This is a genomic window from Streptomyces sp. NPDC053542 (assembly GCF_044544685.1).
In the GTDB taxonomy this organism is placed as follows: Bacteria; Actinomycetota; Actinomycetes; order Streptomycetales; family Streptomycetaceae; genus Streptomyces.
This window is the reverse complement of sequence record NZ_JBITXL010000011.1, coordinates 193403-205442: the sequence shown is the minus strand read 5'-3', so window position 1 is coordinate 205442 and position 12040 is coordinate 193403. Positions and strand designations below refer to the sequence as shown.

Genomic DNA, 12040 nt, shown 5'->3' with positions numbered 1-12040 from the left:
GGTCAGCGCGTCCAGCCGAGCAGGACGACCACCGCGATGGCCACCGCCAGCAGTCCGACGCCCGCGCCCAGCAGGGACGGGAAGCGGGAGGCGGGCAGGTCCTCGCCGCGCCGCATCGCCCGCTCGCAGCGCACCCAGTGGCTGACGGAGCGCACGGCGCACAGCGCGCCGCCCGCGAGCAGCGCCACGGTGAAGACCGTACGCACCGTCTGGTGCAGCGACGGCAGGAACTGATCGACCGCGAAACCGCCGCCGATCAGCGCGAACGCCGTGCGCAGCCAGGCCAGGAACGTGCGCTCGTTGGCGAGCGAGAAGCGGTAGTCGGGGGTGGATCCCTCGTTGCGGATCCGCGCGGGCGCGAACCACAGGCGCAGGTCGGCGGCGAGCGCCCGCATCCGGTCCGTGAAGATCATGTTTCGCACCCTATCCGGCGGCCGGCCGCCCGGCGGCCTCCCAGTCCCGCAGCCGCCGGAACGCCTCCAGGCCGTCCGGCACCCACTCCCACTCCGGCAGCCGGGCCGCCAGCTCCTCCTCCGTCAGGAAGGCGTGCCAGGCGACCTCCTCCACCTGCGGATCGACCGGCAGCGTGCAGCGCACCTCGTACACCGCCGACCACCAGGTGTGCTCCGGCGACTCGTACAGGAACCTGAACAGCGGTACGGGGCGGGGGAGTCCGCGCACGCCCAGCTCCTCCTCGGCCTCGCGCAGCGCCGCGTCGTCGTAGGACTCGCCCGCGCCGACCACCCCGCCCACGAACAGGTCGTAGTGCGAGGGGAAGATCAGCTTCTGCGCCGTGCGGCGGTGCACGAAGATCCGGTCCTGCGCGTCGCGGACCAGGATGAACGTGGAGCGGTGCCGCAGCCGGCGGGCGTACGCCTCGCCGCGCGGGGCCTGCCCCACGACCCGGTCCTGCTCGTCGACGATGTCGAGGATCTCGTCCGCGTTGCGCGGCTGCTGAGAAGCCGGCTGCTCCGGCTGCTGATCGGTCATGGGGTCATGCAATCAGACGCCCGTGCGGCCATCACGCGCCGCGGGTCACTGCCCCATGACGTACTTCACCGTCGGCCCCGTGGTCCAGCCGCCGTCCACCGCCAGTTCGGCGCCGGTCACGTAGGACGCCGCGTCGGAGAGCAGGTACACCACCGCGCTCGCGATCTCGTGCGGCTCGCCGACCCGGCCCATCGGGGTGTTGGGGTAGTTCCCCTCGCCCTTCTGGATGCCGACGCCGGCCGTCATCGGGGTGTAGGTCATGCCCGGGTGCACGGAGTTGACGCGGATGCGGTCGGTGCCGTGCTCCACCGCGGCGATCTTCGACAGGCCGCGCACGCCCCACTTGGACGCGCCGTAGGCACCGGTCATCGCCAGGCCCATCAGGCCCGCGGCGGAGGAGATGTTGACGATCGAGCCGGCGCCGCGCTCCTTCATCAGCGGGGTCACGGTCTTCATGCCGATGAACACGCCGGTGAGGTTGATGTCGAGCACCTTGCGGAAGGCGTCGACGGAGACGGTCTCCAGGGGCTGGCCCATGGATATGCCCGCGTTGTTGACCAGCCCGTCGAGGCCGCCGAACTCCGCGACCGCGAAGTCCGCCGCACGCTGCCAGTCCTCCTCGGAGGTCACGTCGTGGGTGAGGAAGCGGGCCCGGTCGCCGAGCGCAGCCGCGGTCGCCCTGCCGTCCTCCGCCAGGACGTCGGTGATCACGACGTTGGCGCCGGCCTCGATGGCCTGCTTCGCCGCCTCGGCGCCCAGCCCGCGCGCGCCACCGGTGATGAGGATGGTCTTGCCGGTCAGATCGGTCATCGTGCACTCCTGTGTCGGGGAGCGGGGCGTTCCTGCTCCGGTGCGGGGGCGCGCAGCAGCGCCACCGTGGTCGTGACGAGGTCGGCGAGGAAGACGGCCTCGGTGGTGAGCGGGCGCGAGCCGTCGAGGTACTGCCGGGCCCGGTCGGCCAGCGCCGCGCCGATCAGCGTCAGCGCGAGGTCCGTGCGCTCCAGCCGGATCGCCTCGGGCAGCCCGCCGGCCGTGAGGGACGCCTCGATCCGTTCGATCAGCTCCCAGTAGGCGGTGCCCGCGAGCGTGGGGTGCGGCGTCCGCGTACGGATGCCGCTCTCGTGGCTGAGCTGCGCGGAGATCCGCAGGCAGCGCAGCCCCCGCAGGTCGGTCAGCTGGGTCGCCTCGGCCGTGACCAGCGCCTCGATCAGCTCCTCCAGGGACGGCTCGGGCAGTGCCGCCAGAAGGGGCGCGAGCGCCGCTTCCGTACGCGCCAGCCGGCCGGCCATCACCGCGTCCAGCAGGCCCGCGCGGGAACCGAAGTGGTACTGCACCGCCGAGGGGTTGCCCTGGCCGGCCAGCCGCACGATGTCGCGGGTCTGGGCGCCGTCGACGCCCTGCGCCGCGAAGATCTCCTCCGCGGCGCGGATCAGCTTTTCCCGGGTCTCCGACCCTGACGTCCTCGCCATGGGTTCATGTTAATGCTGGCCATTATTAAAAGCGAGTGTCTGTGGTGGCTGGTGTCCGGGGCAGGAGCCGTTGGCCTTACGCGATCTTCCGAAACAGCCGCGCTGGTAGAGGCGTTGGCGGCGCCCCGGTGCACCGAACGGGGTTGACGGGAACCGCCGGTGCCGCTTTGCTGTCTGTGATCACCTGTGATCACCCCGTGTCGATCCGTTCATCGAACCTGCACATCGCGCACAGCTGCCCCGTGCGGGGCGCCGGAGGGAAGAGCGCCGTGGAGAGACCCCTGGTATGACTCCACCGCCCCCACCCCCACCTCTGGGGCGCGCCCGCCGCAAGGCCCCCGCCGGAGTCCGTCCCGCGCTCGACGACGCCGAGCTCGCCGCGAGCCTCGACGCGCTCGCACAGGGCCGCTGGACCGCCGCCCGGGCCCTGCTCGCCGCGACCGGTACCGACTGGGACCGGCGCGGCCACCGCCTGCTCGTTCTCGGAGCCGCGAAGACGGGCGCCGTCTGGGCCCGTGAGTGGCAGCTCGCCGAGCCCGACAGCCCCGACGCCGCCGCCTTCGTCGCGGCCGCCGCGGCCCACCGTGTACTGCGCGGCAAGGAGTCCGCCGAGGCCGCCCGCGAGAGCTGCCTGACCGCCGCCCGGATGGCGCCCGCCGACCCCACCCCCTGGCTCGCGCTGCTCCTGCTGGCCCGCGCCACCGGCACCCCCGACGCCCGCGAGCACGCCTTCGACCAGGTACGCGCCCGGCACCCCGGACACCACCACGCCCACCACTTGATGGCCGCCTGCCTCGCCGAACACCAGCCGGATGACGCCGACGACCCGCTGCACCAGGTCTACGACTTCGCCGCCTGGGCCGCCGAGCAGGCCCCCGCCGACTCCCCGCTGGCCGTCCTGCCCGTCGTCGCCCACGCCGAGCGGTACCGCGTCCTGGCCGCCGCCGGGCTGGAGCCCGCCGACCCCGCGGCGTCCGGGCACTGGGCCACCCGCCGCGCCCGCCAGGCCATGAAGGCCGCCTTCGACTGGTGGCTGGAGCACGAGGCCACCCACCAGGGCAGCGCTGAGCGCGGCACCGGCCACCCGCGCGGCATGGTCGACCTGAACTTCCTCGCCCACGCCAAGTACTGCGAAGGGCGGCTGGCCGAGGCGGCCGCACTCTTCCACCGCATCGGCCCGCACGTCACCGCCGAGCCGTGGGGCTACCCCGACCGCGACCCGGCGCGCGCCTTCCGGGCCGCCCGCGACCTCGCCCTGCGCGCCACCTGATCCCGCCGTCCCCGGAAAGGACCGTTCCGCCATGCCCACCGGCAGTACGCACGAGATCAGCACCTTCAAGGGACAGGACCGCGCCCTGAGTGCCGACCGCATCGGCACGCCCGGCCTCCTGCTGTCCGTACTGGCCGCCAGCGCCCCGCTGATGGCCGTCGCCGGCGTCATGGTGACCACGTACCAGGTCATGGGCATCGTCGGGCAGCCGCTGCTGTTCGTCATCCTGGGCGTGGTGATGGCGCTGTTCAGCGTCGGATACGCCGAGATGAGCCGGCACGTGCACAACGCCGGTGCCTTCTACGCGTACATCGCCAGGGGCCTGGGCGGCACGGCGGGCGCCGGCGCGTCCTTCGTGGCGCTCGCCGCCTACTGCGCCCTCCAGGTCGGCATCTACGGCATCTTCGGCTTCGAATTCGCCGCCCTGCTCGGCACGTTCTTCGGCATCACCGTCGTGTGGTGGGTCCCCGCCGTACTCGCCGTCCTGCTCACCGGCGCCCTCGGCGCCCTGAAGATCGACCTCAACGCGAAGGTGCTGGGCGTCCTGCTTCTCATAGAGGTCGCCCTCATTGTGGTCTTCGACCTCGCGTTCGCCGCGCAGCCCGGGCCACAGGGTCTGTCGCTGCACGCCTTCGACCCCGCGACGCTGGGCGGCGCCGGTCTCGGCACGGCCCTGTGCTTCGCCGTCGCCGGCTTCCTCGGCTTCGAACAGGCCCCGGTGTACGCGGAGGAGACCAGCCGGCCGGGGACCGTCGTGGCACGCGTGATGTTCCTCGCCGTCGGCTTCTCCGCGGTCTTCTTCGCCCTCAGCTCCTGGCTCATCGGCGTCGCCACCGGCCCGGACCACGTCGTCGCCGCCGCCGGCAAGGAAGGCCCCGGGCTGATCTTCGCGCTCGCCGAGCCCCGCCTCGGCGGTCTCTTCACCGACGTCCTACACGTCTTCTTCGTGACCGGCATCTTCGCCTCGATGCTCAGCTTCCACAACGTCGTGGCCCGCTACGCCTTCGCCATGGGCCGCGAGGGCCTGCTGCCCGCCGCCCTCGGCCGCACTTCGAAGGCCAGCGGCGCGCCGGCCCTCGGCTCGTTCCTGCAGACCGTCGTCTCGCTGCTCGTCGTCGTGGCGTTCGCCGTCACCGACCGCGCGCCCACTGGCGACCCCACTGCCCCCGTACTGAGGCTCTTCACCTGGGGCGGCAACCTCGGCGCCCTCGGGGTCATCGCCCTGATGGCCACCGCGTGCGCCGCCGTCATCGCCTTCTTCGTACGCCGCGGTGCCGGGCGCGCCCAGGCCGGGCGGCTCATTGCCGCCGCCGTCGCCGGGCTCGCCCTGCTGGTCGTCCTGGTCTACGCGGTCAAGGACTTCGGCGTCCTGGTCGGCGCCGGTACGGGCTCCGCGCTGAGCTGGCTTCTGCCGGCCCTCATCGGCCTCGCGGCGGTCGTGGGACTCGTGTACGGGCGCGTGCTGCGCGCCACCCGCCCCGAGGTGCACGCCCGGATCGGCCTGGGCAACGAGGCGTTCCAGTTGGCGAAGGCGGCCGCTGACGGGGCGCAGGGGGCCGCTGACGGGGCGCAGGCGGCCTCGGACGGGGCGCAGGCGACCGCTGACGGGGCGCCGGGCGCGGAGCCGGGCACGGAGCCCGGGCGGGGCCTCCTCAGCCCTCCAGGGACGCGCTGACGCGGCGGGAGACCTTGATGGCGTAGAGGTCCAGGATGCCGGGCGGCTCGGCGATGCCCGGGCCGCCCGCCCGTATCCACGCGGCGATGTCCGCCAGCGCCTCGTCGTCGTTGACCAGGCCCAGCCATACGGGGCGGCCGCCCGCCGCGCGCCCCTCGGGCGACGGCTGGACCACGACCACGTTCGCCTGGTCGCAGACGTCCAGGCACTCCGAAGCGCGCACCGGGGCCGCGCCGTCCAGCGCGGCGCGCAGCCGCGGGATCTGTCCCGCGTGGTCGACACCGGGAATCTTGCCCGCGTCACCGCAGCAGCAGCCGCGGCACACCGTGACACGGCAGGAGGCGGCCTGGGCGGCGGGGCGGCGGGAACGCTTGCTGATCACCGCTCCATCGTACGGGGGTGCCGGTGCCGCTCCGGAGGGCCCACGGATGGTCCACGGGCGGTCCACGGGTGTGTCCCTCAACTCACGGTGACACGGGGGTCTTTGGGGTAGGACCGCTGACATGACAGACACTGACACGTATACCGGCTCCGGCGCTGCGCCCTCTGGTGCGGCGACGCGCATACCTGGCCCCAAGGGGCTGCCCCTCCTCGGGTCGATGTTCGAACTGCAGCAGGACTCGCTGGGGGCGTTCCTGCGGGCCCGCCGCGACCACGGTGACGTGGTGCGGGTGTCGGCGGGGCCGCCCGGCCTGCGGACGGTGCTGCACGGCGTCTTCTCCGCCGAGGGTGTGCAGCAGGTGCTCGCCACGGAGTCGGCGAACTTCCGCAAGGACAACCCGTTCTACGAAGAGGTCCGGGCCGCCTTCGGCAACGGCCTGCTGACCAGCCAGGACGCCGACTATCTGCGGCAGCGGCGGCTGGTGCAGCCGCTCTTCACCAAGCGCAGGGTGGACGGGTACGCCGACGCGATCGCGCAGGAGGCCGAGGCGGTCGTTGAACGATGGGGCGAGCGGACGACCGTCGACCTCGTCGGCGAGATGAGCCGGCTCGCGCTGCGCACGGTCGCGCGCATCCTCTTCGGCGCCGACGTGGAGGCCGCCGTGGAGGTCATCCACCGCTCCTTCCCGGTGATCAACTCCTACGCCCTGAGCCGCGCGTACGCTCCGGTGAACGTGCCCCGCGAGTGGCCCACCCCCGGCAACCGCCGTGCGATGGCCGCGATCGCGGAGGTGTACGCGGTCTGCGACCGGATCATCGCCGAGCGCCGCGCCGCCCCCGAGGGCCCGGTCGGCGACGACCTGCTCACCCTTCTCGCGCAGGCCGGCAGCGAGGAGGACGGCAGCCTGGACGCGACCGAGATCCGCGACCAGGTGCTGGTCTTCCTCCTCGCGGGGCACGAGACCACCGCCACCTCGATGGCCTTCACGCTGCACCTGCTGTCGCGCCACCCGGAGGAGCAGGCGCGCGCCCGGCAGGAGGTCGACGAGGTACTGGGCGACCGTGCGCCCACCGCCGCCGACCTGGAGCGGCTGCCGTATCTGACGCAGGTGCTCAAGGAGGGCATGCGGCTCTACCCGGCCGCTCCGGTGGTCGGCCGCCGGGCCGGCGCGGACACGGAGATCGGCGGCTACCGCATCCCGGCCGGCTCGGACGTCGTGGTCGCCCCCTGGGTGACGCACCGCAACCCGGACCTCTGGGAGGACCCGGAGCGGTTCGACCCCGAGCGGTTCACGCCGGAGCGGGTGGCCGAGCGGCACCGGTACGCGTGGTTCCCGTTCGGCGGCGGGCCGCGGGCCTGCATCGGCCAGCACTTCTCGATGCTGGAGTCGGTACTGGCGCTGGCGACGCTGCTGCGCGGGTACGAGCTGACGGCGGTGGACGACGCCGAGGTACCGGTGGCCGCGGGCATCACCTTGCAGGCCAAGGGCCCGGCGCGGGTCCGGCTGCGGTCGCGCCGAAAGCCCTCGCCGGGCAGCGACGCGGCGTAAACGCAACGAAAATAGTGTTTGCGTTTTCGTCTCGACCGGCGTAGCGTCTTTCCCGGCCCCATTGCCGTCGATTGGAGAAGGCCGTTGCTCGTCTGAGGTCCTGAGACACCGCGCTGGTCCAGCGCATCGTGACCCGACCTCGGCGTGCCATCGTGCCCACGACGGCCGTCCGGCCGCCCGCGTACACCCCGGTGTGCGCGGGATGCGTACGGCAGTTCCGTACGCATCCCCGGCGGCCGGCACCTTCACGGTCCCCCGCACCTGCGGTGTCTCCCTGTGCTGCTCCAACAGCCCACCCCTTTGCCTCCAGGAGACCCGTATGTCCATGTCCTCACACGCCGGCCCCGCCGCCTCCATCGTCTGCACCGGCCTGAGCTTCGCCTGGCCCGACGGCACGACCGTCCTGGACGACTTCCAGCTCACCATCGGCCCCGGCCGCACGGGCCTCATCGGCCTCAACGGCGCCGGAAAATCAACCCTGTTGAAGCTCATCGCCGGCGAGCTGACGCCGGCCGCCGGCAGCGTCAAGGCCACCGGCGACATCGGCTATCTCCCGCAGAACCTCACCCTGGACACGGCCCTCCCGGTCGACGAAGTGCTGGGCATCGCCCGCATCCGTAAGGCGCTGCACGCCATCGAGGGCGGCGACGCGAGCGAGGAGCATTTCACCGCCGTCGGCGACGACTGGGACGTCGAGGAGCGCGCCCGCGCCACCCTCGACCAGCTCGGCCTGCACGGCATCGAGCTGGACCGCACCCTGGGCGAGGTGTCCGGCGGCGAGTCCGTCCTGCTCAGGCTGGCCGCCCTGCTGCTGCGCCGCCCGGACGTGCTCCTCCTGGACGAGCCGACGAACAACCTCGACCGCCGGGCCCGCGCCCGGCTGCACGAAGCGGTCGAGCGCTGGTCCGGCGTGCTGGTCGTGGTCAGCCACGACCGGGAGCTGCTGGAACTGGTCGACCAGATCGCCGACTTCCGGGCCGGCGAGGTCCACTGGTACGGCGGCAACTTCAGCGCGTACGAAGCGGCCCTCGCCGTCGAGCAGGAGGCGGCCGAGCGCATGGTGCGGGTCGCCGAGGCGGACGTGCAGCGCCAGCGCCGCGAACTGTCCGACGCCCACGTCAAACTGGCCCGCCGGGTGCGCTACGGCAACAAGATGGCCGCCAACAAGCGCGAGCCGAAGATCATCATGAACGAGCGCAAGCGCCAGGCCCAGGTCTCCGCGGGCAAGCACCGCATCATGCACACCGAGAAGCTCAAGGAGGCCAAGGAGCGGCTCAGCGAAGCGGCCGAGGCGGTCCGCGACGACGACGCGATCCGCATCGACCTCCCGTACACCGCCGTGCCCCCGGGCCGCGGCGTGCTCACGCTCCAGGGCCTGACGACCCGCTGCGGCACCCGCGTCGACCTGGAGCTGCGCGGCCCCGAGCGGCTCGCCCTCACGGGACCCAACGGCTCCGGCAAGACGACCCTCCTCCGTACGGTCACCGGCGAGCTCGCCCCGCTGTCGGGCGAGGCGGTGGTCCACGTACCGCACCGCTTCCTGCCCCAGCGGCTGGACGTGCTCGACGACCGGCTGACCGTCGCGGAGAACGTCGCCCGCTTCGCCCCGCAGGCCACCGTCAACCACGTAAGGGCCCGGCTGGCCCGCTTCCTCTTCAAGGGCGCCCGCGCCGACCAGCCGGCCGCCACCCTCTCCGGCGGGGAGCGCTTCCGCGCGACCCTCGCCGCCCTCATGCTCGCCGAGCCGGCGCCCCAGCTCCTGCTCCTCGACGAGCCCACCAACAACCTCGACCTGGCGTCCGTGCGCCAGCTGGTCACCGCCCTCGACGCATACGAAGGAGCCCTGATCGTGGTGAGCCACGACGAACGATTCCTGGCAGAGGCGGGCATCACCCGCACGCTGGACCTCGGCAGCCCGCCCCAGGACGCAGCCCCGGAGCCGGGCACACCGGAGCCGGGCATACCGGCGGAGTAGCGCTCCGGGCGGGTATCGCCCACGGGGGGCGCCGGGTATCGCCCACGGGGGGCGCTCAGAAGTGGTGGAGCAGCTCCGTGAAGGCGGAGAGCCGCAGCACCCTCTCGTCCGCCGGATCCAGCTCGCTGTGCTCCAGCACCCACGTGTTGTCGTTCGGGATGAACACCGCGTTCATCCCGGCGGCACGCGCGGGGAGGATGTCCGACTTGGGGGAGTTGCCGATCATCCAGGCCGACTCCGGCGTCAGCGCGTACTCCCGCGCCAGGTTCCGGTAGGTGCCGACGTCCTTCTCCGCGACGATGTGCACACCGCGGAAGTGGTGCGCCAGCGCGGAGTTGTCCACCTTCCGCCGCTGCTCCTCCGCGTCGCCCTTGGTCAGCAGCAGCAACTCGTGCCGCCCCGCCAGCTCGGCGAGGGTGGCGGCGACCCCGGGGATCAGCTCCACGGTGCCGCCGTCGAACGATGCCGCCCAGGCCGCGATCCGCCCCAGCTCCGCCGCGGTGGCGTCCCGGCCGTGCAGCTGCGCCAGGCACTCGCCCAGGCTCCGCAGGAAGACCTTGCTGCCGTAGCCGTGCACCTCGGCGTTGGCCGCCTCGACGGCGTCCAGGGCCGCGCGCACCCCCTCCCGCCCGAGCCGCAGCCCGATCTCGGGGTCCGTCATCCAGTCCAGGAACTCCTCGATGACCCGCTCGAAGATGACGTTGTTCTCCCAGAGCGTGTCATCCGCGTCAAAGATCAGCACCTTCTCCGTACCACCCAACGCCGTTCCTCCCGCGCGCAAGCCGTCCGCCGTCCATCCGTTCATCCGGCCCGCGCAGGCTAGTGAGCGGACCCGGCCCGGCGCACGGAGTTATCGTGCGAAGCCGGTCCGGCGCACGGGGGTATCGGTGGAACGGCAGCCGCCGCACATGGCGAAGGGCCGGCCGAGTATCAACTCGACCGGCCCTCGCCGCACTGTGTGTCCGAGGGGGGACTTGAACCCCCACGCCCGATAAAGGGCACTAGCACCTCAAGCTAGCGCGTCTGCCATTCCGCCACCCGGACAAGGTGTCTGTCGGGCGGGCCGCCTGGGCCGTTCCGACGTGGAAAACCATAGCAAACATTTGGGGGTGGTCGATCACGCGCTCGGCGGGGGCGCTCCGAGGGCCGCGTCGGCGCGGGCCTGTGACCAGCGTGTGTCGGGGGTATTGCGGCCTTGGGCGCGGGCCGGGGGAGAGGGAGGATGGCAGCAGACCCCGCCGCGGTGACCGCGCGTACCGGCGCGAGCCGCGGCCGTGAAGCATGAGGAGGCAGCGTGAGCGAGTCGAAGCCCGCACCGGACGCGACGAGGCAGGTACCGGCCGTCACCGGCGAGGACGAGGTCGTCGATCTGTGCCGCGACCTGATCCGGATGGACACGAGCAACTACGGCGATCACTCGGGCCCGGGGGAGCGCGTGGCCGCCGAGTACGTGGCGGAGAAGCTCGCCGAGGTCGGGCTGGAACCGCAGATCTTCGAGTCGCACAAGGGGCGCGCCTCCACGGTGGCCCGCATCCAGGGCGAGGACCCGTCGCGCCCCGCGCTGCTGATCCACGGGCACACGGACGTCGTGCCGGCCAATGCCGTGGACTGGACGCACCACCCGTTCTCGGGCGAGATCGTGGACGGGTGCGTATGGGGCCGCGGCGCCGTCGACATGAAGGACATGGACGCGATGACGCTGGCGGTCGTCCGCGACCGGCTGCGCACGGGCCGCAAGCCCCCGCGCGACATCGTGCTGGCGTTCCTCGCGGACGAGGAGGCCGGCGGCGTGTACGGAGCGGGACACCTCGTCCGGGAGCACCCGGAGCTGTTCGAGGGCGTCACGGAGGCGATCAGCGAGGTCGGCGGCTTCTCGTTCACCGTCAACGAGAACCTGCGGCTCTACCTCGTCGAGACGGCCCAGAAGGGCATGGACTGGATGAAGCTGACCGTGGACGGCACGGCCGGCCACGGTTCGATGATCCACAAGGACAACGCGATCACCGAGCTGTCCGCGGCGGTCGCGCGGCTGGGGCAGCACGAGTTCCCGGTGCGGGTGACCAAGACGCTGCGGCACTTCCTCGACGAGCTCGGAGACGCGCTGGGCACCGAGCTCGACCCGGAGAACATGGACGAGACGCTCGCCAAGCTCGGCGGCATCGCCAAGCTCATCGGCGCCTCGCTGCGGAACACCGCCAACCCGACGCAGCTGGGCGCCGGGTACAAGGTCAACGTCATCCCCGGGCAGGCCACCGCGCACGTCGACGGGCGCTTCCTGCCGGGGTACGAGGAGGAGTTCCACGCCGACCTGGACCGGATCCTCGGGCCGCGGGTCAAGCGCGAGCCCATCCACGCGGACAAGGCGCTGGAGACCACCTTCGACGGCGCTCTCGTCGATGCCATGCAGACCGCGCTGCGGGCCGAGGACCCGATCGCGAAGGCCGTGCCGTACATGCTCTCCGCCGGTACGGACGCGAAGCACTTCGACAACCTCGGCATCCGCGGCTTCGGATTCGCGCCGCTGAAGCTGCCGCCGGAGCTGGACTTCGCGGGCATGTTCCACGGCGTGGACGAGCGGGTGCCGGTGGACGCCCTCAAGTTCGGTACGCGGGTCCTCGACCGGTTCATCGAGCTCAGCTGAGGCCCCGCGGCGACCGGAGCCGGGAACGCGTGGGGCGGCGCTGTCGGCGCCGCGCGTCAACACGGGTCAGCCTTTCGTGAGCACTTAAC

Annotated in this window: 11 protein-coding genes and 1 tRNA gene; 5 read left to right on the top strand and 7 right to left on the bottom strand. The window is 72.4% G+C overall.

From position 1 onward, the window contains the following. Positions 1 to 2: 2 nt before the first annotated feature. The 4 genes from ACIGXO_RS28560 to ACIGXO_RS28545 are packed head-to-tail and all read right to left on the bottom strand — an operon-like array spanning position 3 to position 2459. Positions 3 to 413, bottom strand: coding sequence for a DUF202 domain-containing protein (locus ACIGXO_RS28560; protein WP_351595495.1), 411 nt, complete (start codon positions 411 to 413; stop codon positions 3 to 5). Positions 414 to 423: 10 nt separating this feature from the next. Next, a complete protein-coding gene (locus ACIGXO_RS28555) occupies positions 424 to 990 on the bottom strand; it encodes an NUDIX hydrolase (RefSeq protein ID WP_399792485.1) in 567 nt (188 codons plus the stop codon). Between the two features lie 45 nt (positions 991 to 1035). Further along, positions 1036 to 1800: a glucose 1-dehydrogenase gene (locus tag ACIGXO_RS28550; protein WP_399792483.1), complete on the bottom strand. Its 765-nt coding sequence runs from the start codon at positions 1798 to 1800 to the stop codon at positions 1036 to 1038. Continuing rightward, a complete protein-coding gene (locus tag ACIGXO_RS28545) occupies positions 1797 to 2459 on the bottom strand; it encodes a TetR family transcriptional regulator (protein ID WP_399792481.1) in 663 nt (220 codons plus the stop codon). Before ACIGXO_RS28545 ends, ACIGXO_RS28550 begins: the two co-directional genes overlap by 4 nt. A 286-nt stretch (positions 2460 to 2745) precedes the next feature. Here ACIGXO_RS28545 and ACIGXO_RS28540 point away from each other — a divergent pair, with 286 nt between their 5' ends. Together ACIGXO_RS28540 and ACIGXO_RS28535 are read left to right on the top strand one after the other, a co-directional pair. Then, positions 2746 to 3729 carry a hypothetical protein gene (locus ACIGXO_RS28540; protein WP_399792479.1) on the top strand — a complete coding sequence of 328 codons (984 nt, stop codon included), beginning with the start codon at positions 2746 to 2748 and terminating at the stop codon, positions 3727 to 3729. Positions 3730 to 3760: 31 nt separating this feature from the next. Beyond that, positions 3761 to 5404: an APC family permease gene (locus tag ACIGXO_RS28535; RefSeq protein WP_399792477.1), complete on the top strand. Its 1644-nt coding sequence runs from the start codon at positions 3761 to 3763 to the stop codon at positions 5402 to 5404. Here ACIGXO_RS28535 and ACIGXO_RS28530 read toward each other — a convergent pair. Next, on the bottom strand, positions 5382 to 5783 hold the full coding sequence (locus tag ACIGXO_RS28530) for a (2Fe-2S) ferredoxin domain-containing protein (protein ID WP_399792730.1): 402 nt from the start codon (positions 5781 to 5783) through the stop codon (positions 5382 to 5384). The genes ACIGXO_RS28535 and ACIGXO_RS28530 overlap by 23 nt on opposite strands. Positions 5784 to 5907: 124 nt before the next feature. Here ACIGXO_RS28530 and ACIGXO_RS28525 point away from each other — a divergent pair, with 124 nt between their 5' ends. Beyond that, positions 5908 to 7335 (top strand): cytochrome P450, encoded by a 1428-nt coding sequence (locus ACIGXO_RS28525; protein ID WP_399792475.1) that lies wholly within the window; start codon positions 5908 to 5910, stop codon positions 7333 to 7335. 319 nt (positions 7336 to 7654) lie between these two features. After that, positions 7655 to 9310 carry an ABC-F family ATP-binding cassette domain-containing protein gene (locus ACIGXO_RS28520; RefSeq protein ID WP_399792473.1) on the top strand — a complete coding sequence of 552 codons (1656 nt, stop codon included), beginning with the start codon at positions 7655 to 7657 and terminating at the stop codon, positions 9308 to 9310. Between the two features lie 55 nt (positions 9311 to 9365). On the opposite strand, the gene ACIGXO_RS28515 is transcribed toward ACIGXO_RS28520, so the two are convergent. Next, positions 9366 to 10115 carry an HAD family hydrolase gene (locus ACIGXO_RS28515; protein ID WP_399792471.1) on the bottom strand — a complete coding sequence of 250 codons (750 nt, stop codon included), beginning with the start codon at positions 10113 to 10115 and terminating at the stop codon, positions 9366 to 9368. 154 nt (positions 10116 to 10269) lie between these two features. Continuing rightward, a tRNA-Leu gene (locus ACIGXO_RS28510) sits at positions 10270 to 10354 on the bottom strand. Between the two features lie 250 nt (positions 10355 to 10604). On the opposite strand from ACIGXO_RS28510, the gene ACIGXO_RS28505 reads away from it, so the two are divergent. Continuing rightward, on the top strand, positions 10605 to 11951 hold the full coding sequence (locus ACIGXO_RS28505; RefSeq protein ID WP_399792469.1) for a M20/M25/M40 family metallo-hydrolase: 1347 nt from the start codon (positions 10605 to 10607) through the stop codon (positions 11949 to 11951). The last annotated feature ends 89 nt before the right edge of the window (positions 11952 to 12040 follow it).